The sequence below is a fragment of the Bartonella krasnovii genome (genome assembly GCF_003606345.3).
Taxonomy (GTDB): Bacteria; Pseudomonadota; Alphaproteobacteria; order Rhizobiales; family Rhizobiaceae; genus Bartonella; species Bartonella krasnovii.
This window is the reverse complement of the sequence record NZ_CP031844.2, coordinates 1,669,040-1,682,784: the sequence shown is the minus strand read 5'-3', so window position 1 is coordinate 1,682,784 and position 13,745 is coordinate 1,669,040. Positions and strand designations below refer to the sequence as shown.

Genomic DNA, 13,745 nt, shown 5'->3' with positions numbered 1-13,745 from the left:
ATGAGAATTAAGATATTTTTGTGCTATTTTTTTGTCTTTTTCTTGATTTTATTAAATCATACAAAATTTATGAGGCATTTGTCCCCAATTTGGCTTTTGGTTTAGCTAATGGATTTGATTAATATTTCATTGATTTCAAAGGTTTTATTCATGTCGCCTTTAAAGAATGACACTTTATCATAGAACATAATGAATTGAGTCAATTTTTGTGCTTCCTTAATCTTTGATGTGTTTTATTTTATACGAGCTCTTTTGCTTGTAATGAGTCGATGGTTTGGTGAATTTTAAGGGGTTTGGTGAATTTTGAGATAAAGAAGAAAAGCCTGTGTTAAAAGATAAGGAAGTCTGAAAGAATTAGCTCTTTTAGACTAAAATTTCTAAGATGAAGAGCAAAAAACTATAATTCATCAATTCGTTGCCAGGATAAAATATCCTATTGATGTTTCAACGATAAAGAAAAATATTAGCGATTCTGTTGTGTCATAAAACAGCGTATGCCGTAAAACAGCTTCTCTCTTCAACGCCTTGCCTTTTGAGGGAGAGTTTTTAAGTTGATTGAAAAAAAAGAATAATCTCTTTTGCAGGGAGGACTTATGGAAGAAGAGCACAAAGTTTAAGAGGGTTTTAAGATAATACAGTCATAAAAAAAAGCCCTCTGTTTCAAGCAGAAGGCAAGAATTAAGAAGATTTTCAACATTAGATCGTAAAATATCAAAAAAGAATAAATTTAGAAGACTTACCCTTCTATGACTAACAGAAAATTTAAAAGAGAGCAATATAAAAATACTTTTTATAAAAAATAAAACTTTGTTTTTTATGCTTTAAAACGTTATGAATACTTCCTTTTCATTGAAGGTTTATTTTGTAATTCACTGTCAACTTAAGTCTTTAAAGATGTTATGACATATACAACCATATTTATTCTTTAATAAAAAAAACAACAAAAATACCTCCCTATGGCAATAGGTTGGTGGGGTAGGCTTGCGGGGTAGGCTTGTGCGGTAGGTTGGCGGGGTAGGCTGGTGCGGTAGGCTTGTGCGGTAGGCTGGTGGGGTAGGCTTGTGCAGTAGGCTGGCGGGGTAGGGTTAGTGCGGTAGGTTGGCGGGGTAGGCTGGTGCGGTAGGCTTGTGCGGTAGGCTGGTGGGGTAGGCTTGCGGGGTAGGCTGGCGGGGTAGGGTTAGTGTGGGATGGGGGCTTTGTTTTAAGGCTGGGCGTGTTGCGTATAGGGATTTTGTGAGGCGCGTGTTTTTAGCTGTGGTGGGGAGAGCTGTTGGTGTGTTGTGTGGTGTGGGGGCGTGTAGATATCTGGTTTAGGCGCCGGGGGCTGGCTTTTGTTTGAGGTTTGAAAGGAGGGGAAATTATGGTTGTTTTCCTTGGGTTGCTTGATGGGACAGTGAAGCATTTTCGTGTGGTGTGGGGGCGTTAGGAGACTCATGTTTTGGGAGCGGCGTTTCAGATAACAGTGGGTTTGTTTTTAAAAAATGTTGTCTATTCTATAGATCAAAGAGAGGGAATTATTCCGTATGTTTATAGTTAGAATGTTTATGGTTTGCATAACCCCAATGAAAGGCAAGTAAGTCTAAACAATCGCGTAAATGATCGGCAAGAGAGTTTTGTTTGCGTTTTGAAGGATTTAATTCTTTAATCGCTTGTCCATAACCGATAACCTGTTCAAGCAGTGAATAGCCAAGAATACCCAGTTGTCCTTTGATGGTTTTTAAATGATTGGAGGCTTCTATTTGCTGTTCAATGGGGTGGGTATAGCCTTGGCTAGAGGAAACTTTTTCACGGGTGTAGTCAAGGCTCATGTGCAAGTCTGCTTGACTGTGACGCCAGTAAAAATAAAAACGTTCTGCGGCTTTATATTGTGCCTTACTGATATGGCCTTTTGCATATAAAAGCGCAATGGGACGGCTTTGTGCATTGACAAGAACTTTGATGGTGCGCGGGTTGCTGGAACTTTCTGGATGAGCAGACTGAAAATAAGGATTGCTCGTTTCAAGGGCGACTTCTTGCGTCTTTAAATGTCCCGTGTGTTTTTCTTTCTCGTGAAGCTCAAGAGGGTGTGTGTTTTTTTTCTTATCTTGATGGTTCATCTCATCTCCTTAAAATAAAGTATCGTTTGTTTCTCGTTTTTTAAAAAATATTGCCTGTCCATTCTCTGTTTTTTTGGGAAAGAGAGGGGGCCTTAGAAAAAAGACATGGGGTGGGCGGGCGTGAGGGAGGCGGGTTTGCCTGGAATTGTTGCGCGCCATGGGGAGGGGCTTTGTTTGTTTTAAGGGCGGGCGTGTTGCGTATAAAAGTTTTGTAAAGCGCATGTTTTTTTTAAAAAATGTGGTGGGGCTGGTGAGCTGTTGGGGGGATGTGCGTGGTGCGTTATGCGCTCTTGGGGATGGCTTGGATTGTTGTGCTGTGGGGGGGCGTGCCCCATGGATTTTGCCTCTTGAAAAGAGGGGTGTTTTGTTGCATGGTAAATTTTCCTTAAATAGCTTGATGAGCGAATAATTTGATGGGGGCGGCCATGGCGTTGCGCAGAATTTTATCTTTGAAGAGACTGGTGTTTTTTGGCATTGTGGTTGCTGTCTTTTGCGCTGTTTATGAGGAAATGAAGGCGTTGGGGATGACGTGGGGGGTATTTTTACGGGCTTTGGCATTTTATGGTACTCCCGGCATTCTCCTTATGGTGGGGTATGAAGTACTGCAGCGGCGCGGTGTAAATAAGGTTTTTTTCTTCAAGATGCTGTTGTTTGGCTTCATTTTTGTTGCTGTCACTCATTTTATTTATAAGCAAGCTGAGCATTCGGCCATGGCTTGGCTTTGGTTTTCCAATAGGTGGGTGTTTGACGTCCTTTGGTGTCTTGTTCTTGGACTTGTTTTGGCACTTATTGATCGAGGGGCAAAACGCCTTGGTATAACTTGGTTTGATTTTCTTTATATGGGAGGGGAGAGTTCGGTTGTGCCTCAAGCTTGCTTTTGGAAAAGAATGGCAATTGGCTGCATTGTCCTCCTTTGCCTCGTCTGTGCTCTTGTGGCGGCCCAAGCTTTTCTGTGTGACAAGGAGAAAATGTTGGGGCTCGTTTGTATAGAGTCGTGTTTTCGGCAATGGTGAATAGAGTATGGGGGTGAATAGAGTATGGGGGTGAAAGGATATGGGGGTGAATAGAGTATGGGTGAAATTGCCCTTGGATTTCGCCTCTTGGAGAGAGAGGGGGGCATTGTGAACGTTTTTTTTCTGCGATTTGATGAGGAAGTGCGTTGATGCTACTTGAGGGGTTATTTTTACTGTTATTGGTCTGCATTTTGGCTGTTGGCTTGTTTTTTCTTGATAAGGCGGCTGCGCGCCGCGGGGTGAAAGGCTGGATGTTTTTTGGCAGGTGGGTGCTCTTTTATGGCGTGATTGCGACTTACCTTGGTTTTATATTCGCAGGCTTAGGGCGTTACACTGTGAGCGGGGAATTGTTGTTGAAAGGAGCGCTGTTTTCTTGCATTTTTGCCGCTGTCCTTGGTTTGCTGCATGGGGGTGTAAAAAGTCTGCCTGTTGCTTGGGCTGGGTTCGTAAAGGTGCTCCTCTTTTGTGGCTTGATGGGGGGGATCCTGGGGCTTTTTGTGGTGGGCGTCAAAAATATCGATAGCATCAGGGTCATGTTCTTGAAGGCGTTGGTCTTGGCACTCTTGTTGAAACTGCTCTTGAGTTTTTTTATACGCGCGCAGAGCGATACTCTGGTGCAGAGGGTGTTGCGTGTTTTGAATTTTCTGCTGTTTATTTGCATCTTGGCTTTAGTCTTTAATTTTGTTCAGTGGGGCGCAGAGCGTTTGGGTTGGAGTTGGCTTTGGTTCTCGAATAAGGATGTATTTATCTTCATTGTGGGATTTCTTTTTCCTTTGATTTATCAGGGAATGAAGTCTGCGCGTGTGATGGGAAAGGCATTTTTTAAGAGAGTGGTTTTTTAAGGGGCGTTAAAGATAACGCCGGGGAGAAGATTGTTCAAAAGAACAGCGATAGCGGTAGGTTTGGGGATCAAACCAAAGCCCGACTTTGCCTTCAAAATCGCCAGAACGTTGTTTGGCAATATTCATAATGACACCGGGGCGTTTGGTTAAATCGGCTTTTTCTTGCGCTAGCGAGGCGGCAAAAATTTTGTCTTCTAAAGACCGATTGCGCCAAATGGTGATGATGTTAAAAGCATTTGCTCCAATTTCTGAGGCGCCTTTAATATCTTCTGTTCCGGGGATATCTTTATCCAGTCCCCCTTTGCGGGCGTGTGCCACAAGATGAATATGTACATTGTTTAAAATAGCCCAATCAACCATTTTATAAACCGCTTGTTCTTGTCCTGCATAATCATCACAGACAATGCCAAGGCGCATGAGACTGTCGATAATAAATTGGTCGCACCCATAGCGTGCACGACAATAGTCAAAAACATCAAGCAAAGTGTCGACACTTGATTTGCCAACATGTTCATAAAGAATAAGCCCATCGTCTAAAAAATGTAAAATGCGTTCAATGGTCTCTTTTGTAGGCTTTTCTAAGCCGCCCGTTTGTTTGGTTAAACGCCGGAGCGATTGTTCTCCTTTCATTTCTAAAGAGGCTAAGCAAAGGCGACTGTTTTGCGCAATCCAATGGGGAATACAGTCGGATAACAATTGGCTTTTGCCCGCACCACTCGCCCCGCTCCACAGCGTTAATTCTGCGGGGCGAAAATGCAATTTACCTTCAAGTTTAGGGTAGGGAACTGTATAGCCAAGATGTTTTTCAGGCTCTGGCCAAAAAAGCCCAATCACTTGATCTTTATAGTCTAAGGCGCGTCGTAAACCTTCTGGGGCAAAGCTTTTGGCACAAGTAAAAGCCGCTTTTATAGTGTCTGCATCAATCCCTGCAGTTAAACACTCATTGGCATCTTTGCGGGGTAAGCGCACACGGTAGCAACGGTGACGCCCAAGCCTGCTGGCAATTTCATGGGCGGCTTCTTCTCCGGGCTGGTCCATATCGGTGGCTAAAAAAATAGTTTCAAACGCTTCTAAATGATCAAATTCATTTTCAATCCAATTGTGCTTGCCCCCCTTTCCACCGCCAAAGGGAACAGAGACCGCCGGATAGCCATAGGCGGCAAGCGATAGCGCATCAATTTCCCCTTCCGTGATGACAATTGTCCGGTTTGTTGAAGAAAGCATGGGAAACAACGCAGGGTCGGCATGCTGAGGTATCTGTGTAGGGCTGTGGGGTGTGGGTTGAGAGGTGTGCATGGCGCTGTGGGCTGAGGCGGTGGGGTTTGGGGTGTGCGGAGCGGTGTGGGTTGAGGCGGCGGGGTTTGAGGTGTGCGGGTGGTTGGTAGGGTAAAGGGCTTGCCAACCAAATAAAATCGGTTCACATTGGGCTGTTGTGGGTTTTGTTTTGGCACCTGCTTGAGCAAGTCGTTCTTTGACTAAAGCAAGGGTGCCATCGGGCTTATAAAAGGGGAAAATGATTTTTTCTCCCTCTTCTCCTATGCGGTAGCGCTTGATAACCTCTAGAGGAATATGGCGTTCTTTGTGGAGATAGGTTTTGACGCGATTTTTGGGGGGATGCCCTTTGGGAACTGGTGGGCGTCGATAGGAACGTTGAGCAACCATAAAGGGCTTGGGGCGTGTGAGATTGAGAGCTGCGCGTGCTTCTTCGAGTGCTTGAGAGAGATTAATGCCTTTGACTTCACACCAAAGGTCTAAAATATCGCCTCCGATACCTTCTGCAAAATCATACCAAAGGCCTGCTTTAGTGCCGTTTAAGCAAATCGATAAACTTTGACCAGGCTCACCGCGTGTATTGCCAACAATCCAATGGTTGCCACGTTTATATCCTTGGGGAAGAAGCATTTCTGCTATCCGATCAGCTTGGGCGATAAGTTTTTGTTTGATTTCAAAAATTGTGCTCATGGTTATGCGTGATCTTATGCGTTTTGGGATTCTATTTTGCTGTTCTTGCCATACAATCTCATGGCGAAATCCATAGTGCTATGGCGCTTGCCAATCTGCTTTGAGGTTTTTTTTACGGATTTTGGCTTGCTCGTCATTACAAAACTTCTTGGTTTGCTAATGGGCTTGGCTCTCGCTTAAACCTTCTAAAATGGCTGCTCTGTGTTTGCCTCTGTGGCAAGTGGAGTTCTTGCTGGTGGGAAAGTGGCGCAAGGGTGGGGTGAGCAAGGTATGGCAAGGCTGTGGGTTGAGGCTGTGGGTTGAGGCGGTGGGCTTTGGGGGGGGGTGTGGAAGAGAAGGTGAGGCGGTTTGCGGGTGTGAAGGGTTTGCTCTGTGTTTGCCTCTGTGGCAAGTGGAGCTCTTGCTGGTGGGAAAGTGGCGCAAGGGTGGGGTGAGCAAGGTATGGCAAGCGCTGTGTGGGTTGAGGCTGTGGGCTTTGAGGTGTGTGGAAGAGAAGGCGGGGTGGTTTGTGGGTGTTGTGTTTCTTTGCGTGAAAAAGATGAGGCATGTGGGACATGGGCTGTTATGATGAGAACTGTGTAGGGGATAGTGATGCGTTTTATGGTGGCTGCTTTGCCTGTTTTTTGGGTGGGGAGTGTTTTTTCTGATGAGATTTTGTTTATGGTTTTGAAACATTTGTGCCCCCGCGTTTGCTTGTGTGAGAAAATGGCTAAGTCATGTGATATCAACAATCGTCGGTATAGTTGATCAGACTGCGGTAAAGGCTATCGTTGCTCTCAGAGGCGCGCGGTGAGGCGCTTTCCTGTTTTTGCAGTTCTTGCCGTTCGATCTCACGGCGAAACCAGTTACGCCATGTGGCTTGCCAATCTGCTTTGAGAGCTTCTTTGCCGCTCTTGGCTTGCCAATAGTCGCGAAATTTCTTGGCTTGCCAATGGGCTTGGCTCTCACTTAAACCTTCTAAAATGGCTGCCTTGATATCTGCTTGCCAAGTTTCAGGAAGGCGGTGTCCTTTGATGATGCTGGAGGGGGTGGTTTTTTTGTTGGAACAAGGTGATAAAGGCGATGTTGAGAAGCTCAATGATTCAAGATTGGCGGAATTGGCGGCGTTTTTTGTGTTTTTTGGTGGAACATTTGCTCTGAGAGGGGCTTCTCGCGCCTCTGCTTGGGAAGTGGTGGTGGCGCCGTTTTCATGCTTTGTTTGTGCCGGTGAGGCGTCGACTAGTGAGGAGGAAAAAGTCAAAGTGGGGGATGGTGCACTTTGTTTAAGGCTCTCTTCGCTCGAAAGGACAGATTCTTTCTCATCAAATACCCTATTCTTTTCAAAAACACCGATAGGTGTTTCCTTTTCTTCTGCCTTTTGAGCTTCTGAGCTTTGTTGATCATCTTTTGTGCGCTCGTTAAGCAGTTGTTGAATCTCAGCATTGATTTTCTTGCGCTTTTTTGCCGAAGAACGACCCGCAAAGGATTTTTGTTCAAGCAATTTTTCACGCTCTTGAAAAACATTGTCGCAACGCTGGTTCCATAAGCCATTGGCTAAATTTAAAACCTTCCCCTCTCGAATGAGCATTCCTAAGACATTAACAAAAGTTCGCTTGTCACAACCGCAAAGACGCGCTAAACGTTCTTCCGATATTTCTAGGGGACGACCACGTGCATACATTTCATTGAGAAGAATCGTATAAATTCCAATCTCGTGTGCCCGCATGCCACGAACACCTCCTAGAAAGTCATTTTGGTACCAACAAACATATGGAAGCTTAGACGATTCATAGTGAGGAGTTTCTTGTTGATCAACGTGTTTCATATGGCAATCTACTTTCTTCTTTCTTATACAGTTTTATTGACGATAAAAGCGCAAACAGAAATTTAGCTTGTGTGTTACCTTTGGCTCTGCTCAATAACGATTAAGAAACTTCTTTTATAATATTTATCAATGAGTGGATGCGCTTGAAGGGCATGAAAACTTAATTAAAACTTGAGATTACAATGATGGAAAAAATAAAAAGGACAACACTTCTCAATGAATCAGTTTTTGGAAGTGGTCTTTTATTTCTCGTGGTGTGGTTAAAGTGTTTTTATGAGCAAAAAATGATTTTTTATTTCCCCCTAAAAAATAAAATTTGTTTCCTTAATTTTATCCTTTTTGGAGGATATTGCAAGCCCGTTTTGTAAAAAGGACGTGTTTTTTTTAAAAGACGCGCTATATGGTGAAATTATGAATATCGATGGTTGGCGTAAAAGATTAAGGACCGCTTTGGAAAAAAGTGGACGATCAAAAAGATCTATCTCCCTCGCTGCCGGTAAAGGCGCGGGATACCTTCATTCTATCCTTTCTGAAGGAAAAGAACCAACAATCGAATCTCTCTCGCGAATTTGTCACGAAATTGATATCAGTATGAATTATATTCTTTACGGAAAAGGGGCTAGCCCTGAAGATAAAGAATTTCTAGAGCTTATTTCAAAGCTCTCTCCTGAAGAGAGACAGGCGATTTTAACTCTTTTGCGGCGACCCGTTGACGAAGCTTCAAAATAATCTCTTTTTGTGCTTTTGAATCAAGACGACTCCAGTATTCTATTAATATTATATCACTCATTTTATCTCTCCTGTGTGTTTATCGTTGCAATTAAGTGAGAACAAATAGCGAACAAAAAAAGAACATGAGGGGAAACAGAAATAGCAGATCTTTATTTCTATATGCCATTTGAACCCCGCAAAGATTTAAAATATATCTTTTATGAAGGATAAAATGCTTGACATCTCTCCTATAGAGGATATAAGACTAACGCTATATTTGATCTTGTCAAGATGAAGCTTTGCTTTATCAACTATCTAAAGGGGGAAAATCATGAAAAATATTCCATTCGTTAAAGAGGATGAAATTGTTATCATTCTTTGTGAAGATGAAAAACCCGATAGCTATGAAGGACCTATCGAAGAAATCGAAGAAGTGCTCGAACTCATTGAAGAATCTGAAACTGTTTATAAAGTTTTACGATTTGATCTTACAACAAATCATGCTGAAGATGTGACCGAACAAATCGCTGATTGTTATGTCGAAAATTATGAAATAAATGAAGAAAATACACATTTACAGCCCTTCATTTTGAATAGTGAAGCCTATCATGCATGTTTAAATGAAAGCGTGATACGCGACTATGAAGATAATCTCTATGGCTCTTATGAAAAACAGCATCGTTTACGCCCTTGTGATGTCTTGTCAGATTATTGGTGGTAATCATGCCAAGTTATCTCAAAACGTCTTATCAAGGCTTTCCACTTTATTATGCTGGAAAGACTAAAAATTTAATCAGACTCGAGCCACAAAAACACAATGCTGTTCTTTTCATATCGCAAGAGGTCGCGCTGTCTATGGCAAAAAACTTAGCAGAAGAATATTGCTACCATGATTTTTCTGTCGTGCAATAGCTGCATGAAAAAAAGCTCCTTCTCACTGATCGTGGATAAATGGACGGGTAAGTTGAAGGCCTCCAGTGTTTTTTCACTGGGGGAATGAGGGGGGGCTTTTGTTTTCGTTCTCTTCATTGGGGTTGTTTTTGGGGGCGGCTGCTTTGGGGGTGAGGTGGTGTTTGAAGGAAAGCTAACTGAGGGAGGCTGCTTTGGGGGAGGCTAGCAAGGGGCTTGCCGGGGTAATAGAGAAAAGGGTGGGCGTGTGGTGCGTGAGGGGGGAAAGATTGGCGCACAGTTACTTGATTTTTGGGGATGGAGGAAATGGAAAAGATGAGAGGCAGGATTGCTGAGTGTGACATGCAAAGCGTCTATTGAGAGGTAAAACAAGAATGAGACGGGGGAAGAAAGGGGATCTTGTGTAAGGGTTGATGAGGGGAAATTCCATAAAAAGGTAAGTTTGAAAATGGGGGGTGAAGGAGGCATCAGAGACTTGAGCGTCACAAGTGTTGCTTGGGGAAAATGGCGGTGTTTGGGGGAACGTCAAGTGGGGGCGCTTTTGGGAGGTAAGATGTAAGGGGGGCAGAGAGAGAAGATGGAGGCTTGCTGCTTTTGTGTTGCGTGTGTTTGAGGGGCAGAGAGAGGTTCCCTCCATGGCGGGTAAGTTGACGGTTCATTGACGGGATAGGTGTTTTTTCACTGGGGGAATGGGGCTGTTTGTATTTTCGTTTTATTCATTGGGGTTGTTTTTGGGGGGGGTTGTTTTTGGGGGGGGGTTGTTTTTGGGGGGGGTGTTTTTGGGGAGGTGTGGGAGAGGGGAGAGAGACAAGAGTGTGTGTGGAGTGATGTTTCAAAGAGAATATATTCAAAAAAACACCAGATAAAGGGGGAAAACATGCCAATAATTATTGATTGTGTTCAGGGAACAGAGGAATGGCAAAAAGCGCGCAATGGATTGATTACGGCTTCTTTGTTTGAAATGGTCATGGCAGAAAAAAAACAGGGGCAAAAAACATCACGCTATCATAGTGTAATGATGAAATTGGCAGGAGAAAGAATTACTGGAAAAACCGTGGAGGAAGGGACAACACTTTCTCAGCGACGGGGGATAGAATTAGAACCAAGCGCACGGCAGCTTTATGGAAAATTGACACAGACAGAACCCGAATGTATTGGCTTTGTTTTAGCCGATGATCGCAAACAAGGATTTTCTCCGGATGCTTTTGTGGGGAAGAATGGATTGTTGGAAATTAAAACAAAAAAACCGGAAATTTTAATTCCTCATTTTGCGCAAAAGAATTTTCCAGAAGAACATAAAGCTCAATGTCAAGGAGGCTTATGGATTTCTCAACGTGAATGGGTGGATTTAATGCTCTATTGGCCAGATATGCCCCCTTTAATTAAACGCGCTTATCGTGATGAAGCCTATATTAGAAAGCTTGAAATTGAAATTCATCGTTTTAATGAGGCTTTGGAGAAGATGGTCCAGCACATTAAGCGTTTTGAGACAGGCTTTGGAATAAGAACAGAGAGGGCTTTGAAAGAGGTGGAAGAAAGGTTGGGGGGTGTAAAAACAAAGCATCGGTTGAGAGGCAAAACAAGAATAAGACGAGGAAAAAAGGGATCTTGTGTAGGGTTGATGAGAGGGGAGCGTCGAGTGGGGGAGCCTTTTGAAGGCAAGCTGTTGGGGCAGTGAGAGGTTCCCGCCATGGCGGTGACGGATCCTTGACGGGTAAGTTGAAGACCTCCAGTGTTTTTTCACTGGGGGAATGGGGCTGTTGTATTTTCGTTTTGTCCATTGGGGTTGCTTTTGGGGCGGGCTGCTTTGGGGGCGGACTGCTTTGGGGTGAGGTGCTGTTTGAGGGAGGGGGTAGCAAAGGGGTTTGCCGGGTAATAGAGAAAAGGGTGGGCGCGTGGTGCGTGAGGGGGAAAGATTGGCGCGCAGTTGTTTGACTTTTGCGGGATGGAGGAAATGGAAAAGATGAGAGGCGGGATTGCTGAGTGTGATATGCCAAGCGTCTGTTGAGAGGTAAAACAAGAATGAGAGGGGGAAGAAAGGGATCTTGTGTAAGGGTTGATGAGGGGAAAAATTTCATAAAAAGGTAAGTTTGAAAATGGGGGGTGAAGGAGGCATCAGAGACTTGAGCGTTATAAGTATTGCTTGGGGAAAATGGCGGTGTTTGGGGAAACGTCAAGTGGGGGCGCTTTTGGGAGGTAAGATGTAAGGGGGGCAGAGAGAGAAGATGGAGGCTTGCTGCTTTTGTGTTGCGTGTGTTTGAGGGGCAGAGAGAGGTTCCCTCCATGGCGGATAAGTTGAAGGTCTCCAGTGTTTTTTCACTGGGGGAATGGGGCTGTTGTATTTTCGTTTTGTCCATTGGGGTTGCTTTTGGGGCGGGCTGCTTTTGGGGCGGACTGCTTTGGGGTGAGGTGCTGTTTGAGGGAGGGGGTAGCAAAGGGGTTTGCCGGGTAATAGAGAAAAGGGTGGGCGCGTGGTGCGTGAGGGGGAAAGATTGGCGCGCAGTTGCTTGATTTTTGGGGATGGAGGAAATGGAAAAGATGAGAGGCGGGATTGCTGAGTGTGATATGCCAAGCATCGGTTGAGAAGCAAAACAAGAATGAGAGGGGGAAGAAAGGGATCTTGTGTAAGGGTTGATGAGAGGGGAAATTCCATAAAAAGGTAAGTTTGAAAATGGGGGGTGAAGGAGGTATCAGAGACTTGAGTGTCACAAGTGTTGCTTGGGGAAGATATGGTGGTACTTGGGCTATGGTATTACTTGGGCTATGGTATCTCAATGCGGGGAAATACAGTTCAAAATACTTGAAAATGTGCGGTGTTCTTCATATTTTGAGAAAGTTTTTTACAAAAGGAGTGAGAGACTACCAAGAGAATATAAAGGGTATGGCCATAATCGCCAAGGCTGTCATTATGGTCAATAAACAGGCTGGAACCTTAAAGCGAAAACGCCAAAGGATATTGATTGGAATGGACATGATCGTCGTTATGATGAATCCTACGATAAACCATTGCAGAGATAATCCTATGATATTGATCTTATTTCTCTTCAAACGATCTTGCTCTAATTCTTTCTCTTAAAACACAAGCGATAATAGAAAAACCACGATAAACAGGAAACTCTTTACTTGGACAAGAAGTAACGGAAAATTTTTCAAGCTTTGACCATTCTTCTTCTTGTTCTATTTCCAATCGCTTCTTTTCTATTTTTTGTCTTATATATTCTTTTGAAATACAATTGATCGGAGAAGTTCCCCCAACGAAAAATCCATCTTTTGGACAGCTACTCTTTGCGTGATGCGTGAATAAAATAGCGCTTATTGCTATAGCGAATAAAATAAGGGGTTTAAACATAGGGCTTTATTGTCTTTTGTTGCTAACGCGTTTTTATAAGCAATTTCTGTTTAAAAGATCAGTCTGTGTCGTTTTTGTGTTAAAAATATGGACATGAACGTGTTTATGTGAAAACGATGATCGTGATCTTCTCGTATTCCAACAAGGGTGTGGTACAGGTTAAAACCCGGCCTCAAGCGGGTTTTTTTATTGGTTGGAGAGGGGATGAATGGTTTTTTAAAAGTACTTTGAAAGATATTTTATTGTTCATTCTAAAGATTTTTCAGATACTGTTTCAATTTTTCAAAAGTGCTATATCTCACGGGCGGTCTGACGTCTTTGTTTTTATAAGGCATCATTGTACGATATATATCTACAGCAAGGTCGCACATCTTTCCTGTATTGCTAAAACGAGTAGCCTCATGGGTTATTATCATTTCTTCTGTACGAAGCGTTTGTTCTTTTCGACTAATGCCATTGGGAGAATCCAAAAATGCTTCTGCGTACGCAAACATCGGATCGTCAAAGTTTGTTTCAAATTTTGCTTCTAAGAAACGTCGTGTTAAACTATTCCAAGAACCATCATATTGCACGACACTATTTTTAAAAGCCTCAAATTCACTTTTAAAATCATTAAATACAAGTGATGGCATATTTTTATTGCCTTGCCATAAATCGGCAAAGCGCCCACAAAAAACAAGGGCTATGTGATAATGTTTTAAAATATCAAATTCTGGAGGATTGTTGGGTAATATTATTAAGTATTTCCAAAATTGATTATTATCATATTCTATAGAGAGGACGGGTGTTATACTCTTTTTATAATATTCTATTTCTTTTTTGGCTTTTTCTAATTTCTGGGAATATTCTGAAGTCGTATAATTTTCATGGACATATTTTTGGTAAAGTCTATTGTATTCAGCTAGGGTTCTTACCTTCTTACACCCCAATAAGAGAGCGACAGAAAAAAACATTATAGGTATTATGATATACGTTTTAAAGAGTAATTTTACCATTTTAACCTTTAATAATTATCATGAATTTTTAACGGATTTCTGTTTAAAAGATCAGTCTGTGTCT

The 13,745-nt window shown here is 43.0% G+C and carries 15 protein-coding genes; 10 read left to right on the top strand and 5 right to left on the bottom strand.

All coding sequences use genetic code 11. From position 1 onward, the window contains the following. Nucleotides 1-1,514: 1,514 nt before the first annotated feature. On the bottom strand, nucleotides 1,515-2,096 hold the full coding sequence (locus tag D1092_RS07150; protein ID WP_120121066.1) for a hypothetical protein: 582 nt from the start codon (nucleotides 2,094-2,096) through the stop codon (nucleotides 1,515-1,517). Between the two features lie 250 nt (nucleotides 2,097-2,346). Here D1092_RS07150 and D1092_RS09550 point away from each other — a divergent pair, with 250 nt between their 5' ends. From D1092_RS09550 to D1092_RS07140, 3 genes are all read left to right on the top strand, one after another. Continuing rightward, nucleotides 2,347-2,505: a hypothetical protein gene (locus tag D1092_RS09550; protein WP_167309317.1), complete on the top strand. Its 159-nt coding sequence runs from the start codon at nucleotides 2,347-2,349 to the stop codon at nucleotides 2,503-2,505. 16 nt (nucleotides 2,506-2,521) lie between these two features. Next, nucleotides 2,522-3,109 (top strand): hypothetical protein, encoded by a 588-nt coding sequence (locus tag D1092_RS09900; RefSeq protein ID WP_241439571.1) that lies wholly within the window; start codon nucleotides 2,522-2,524, stop codon nucleotides 3,107-3,109. A gap of 149 nt (nucleotides 3,110-3,258) precedes the next feature. Then, a complete protein-coding gene (locus tag D1092_RS07140; protein WP_120121060.1) occupies nucleotides 3,259-3,951 on the top strand; it encodes a hypothetical protein in 693 nt (230 codons plus the stop codon). Nucleotides 3,952-3,957: 6 nt separating this feature from the next. On the opposite strand, the gene D1092_RS07135 is transcribed toward D1092_RS07140, so the two are convergent. Continuing rightward, nucleotides 3,958-5,913, bottom strand: coding sequence for a toprim domain-containing protein (locus tag D1092_RS07135; protein ID WP_148255690.1), 1,956 nt, complete (start codon nucleotides 5,911-5,913; stop codon nucleotides 3,958-3,960). A gap of 372 nt (nucleotides 5,914-6,285) precedes the next feature. On the opposite strand from D1092_RS07135, the gene D1092_RS07130 reads away from it, so the two are divergent. Further along, the gene (locus D1092_RS07130; RefSeq protein ID WP_120121058.1) at nucleotides 6,286-6,495 is read left to right on the top strand and encodes a hypothetical protein; all 210 of its coding nucleotides are present in this window, start codon (nucleotides 6,286-6,288) and stop codon (nucleotides 6,493-6,495) included. Between the two features lie 142 nt (nucleotides 6,496-6,637). Here D1092_RS07130 and D1092_RS07125 read toward each other — a convergent pair whose 3' ends face one another. Further along, on the bottom strand, nucleotides 6,638-7,717 hold the full coding sequence (locus tag D1092_RS07125) for a YdaU family protein (protein WP_120121055.1): 1,080 nt from the start codon (nucleotides 7,715-7,717) through the stop codon (nucleotides 6,638-6,640). A gap of 411 nt (nucleotides 7,718-8,128) precedes the next feature. On the opposite strand from D1092_RS07125, the gene D1092_RS07120 reads away from it, so the two are divergent. From D1092_RS07120 to D1092_RS07095, 6 genes are all read left to right on the top strand, one after another. Then, nucleotides 8,129-8,446 (top strand): helix-turn-helix domain-containing protein, encoded by a 318-nt coding sequence (locus D1092_RS07120; protein WP_120122702.1) that lies wholly within the window; start codon nucleotides 8,129-8,131, stop codon nucleotides 8,444-8,446. 313 nt (nucleotides 8,447-8,759) lie between these two features. Further along, a complete protein-coding gene (locus D1092_RS07115) occupies nucleotides 8,760-9,149 on the top strand; it encodes a hypothetical protein (RefSeq protein WP_120121050.1) in 390 nt (129 codons plus the stop codon). 2 nt (nucleotides 9,150-9,151) lie between these two features. Then, a complete protein-coding gene (locus D1092_RS07110; protein WP_120121048.1) occupies nucleotides 9,152-9,340 on the top strand; it encodes a hypothetical protein in 189 nt (62 codons plus the stop codon). An 874-nt stretch (nucleotides 9,341-10,214) separates the two neighbouring features. After that, nucleotides 10,215-11,015 (top strand): lambda exonuclease family protein, encoded by an 801-nt coding sequence (locus D1092_RS07105; RefSeq protein WP_120122701.1) that lies wholly within the window; start codon nucleotides 10,215-10,217, stop codon nucleotides 11,013-11,015. Then, a complete protein-coding gene (locus tag D1092_RS07100; RefSeq protein WP_120121046.1) occupies nucleotides 11,012-11,272 on the top strand; it encodes a hypothetical protein in 261 nt (86 codons plus the stop codon). Before D1092_RS07105 ends, D1092_RS07100 begins: the two co-directional genes overlap by 4 nt. A gap of 309 nt (nucleotides 11,273-11,581) precedes the next feature. Beyond that, nucleotides 11,582-11,848, top strand: coding sequence for a hypothetical protein (locus tag D1092_RS07095; protein WP_148255689.1), 267 nt, complete (start codon nucleotides 11,582-11,584; stop codon nucleotides 11,846-11,848). Between the two features lie 523 nt (nucleotides 11,849-12,371). Here the strand turns inward: D1092_RS07095 and D1092_RS07085 are convergent. Further along, a complete protein-coding gene (locus D1092_RS07085; protein ID WP_120121038.1) occupies nucleotides 12,372-12,686 on the bottom strand; it encodes a hypothetical protein in 315 nt (104 codons plus the stop codon). A gap of 251 nt (nucleotides 12,687-12,937) precedes the next feature. Beyond that, nucleotides 12,938-13,681 (bottom strand): hypothetical protein, encoded by a 744-nt coding sequence (locus tag D1092_RS07080; protein WP_120121036.1) that lies wholly within the window; start codon nucleotides 13,679-13,681, stop codon nucleotides 12,938-12,940. Nucleotides 13,682-13,745 lie beyond the last annotated feature (64 nt).

Bases quoted from the DNA above. Each gene is read 5' to 3' on its own strand.
- D1092_RS07150 (WP_120121066.1), bottom strand. From the start codon at position 2,096: ATGAACCATCAAGATAAGAAAAAAAACACACACCCTCTTGAGCTTCAC.
- D1092_RS09900 (WP_241439571.1), top strand. From the start codon at position 2,522: ATGGCGTTGCGCAGAATTTTATCTTTGAAGAGACTGGTGTTTTTTGGC.
- D1092_RS07140 (WP_120121060.1), top strand. From the start codon at position 3,259: ATGCTACTTGAGGGGTTATTTTTACTGTTATTGGTCTGCATTTTGGCT.
- D1092_RS07135 (WP_148255690.1), bottom strand. From the start codon at position 5,913: ATGAGCACAATTTTTGAAATCAAACAAAAACTTATCGCCCAAGCTGAT.
- D1092_RS07125 (WP_120121055.1), bottom strand. From the start codon at position 7,717: ATGAAACACGTTGATCAACAAGAAACTCCTCACTATGAATCGTCTAAG.
- D1092_RS07120 (WP_120122702.1), top strand. From the start codon at position 8,129: ATGAATATCGATGGTTGGCGTAAAAGATTAAGGACCGCTTTGGAAAAA.
- D1092_RS07115 (WP_120121050.1), top strand. From the start codon at position 8,760: ATGAAAAATATTCCATTCGTTAAAGAGGATGAAATTGTTATCATTCTT.
- D1092_RS07110 (WP_120121048.1), top strand. From the start codon at position 9,152: ATGCCAAGTTATCTCAAAACGTCTTATCAAGGCTTTCCACTTTATTAT.
- D1092_RS07105 (WP_120122701.1), top strand. From the start codon at position 10,215: ATGCCAATAATTATTGATTGTGTTCAGGGAACAGAGGAATGGCAAAAA.
- D1092_RS07085 (WP_120121038.1), bottom strand. From the start codon at position 12,686: ATGTTTAAACCCCTTATTTTATTCGCTATAGCAATAAGCGCTATTTTA.
- D1092_RS07080 (WP_120121036.1), bottom strand. From the start codon at position 13,681: ATGGTAAAATTACTCTTTAAAACGTATATCATAATACCTATAATGTTT.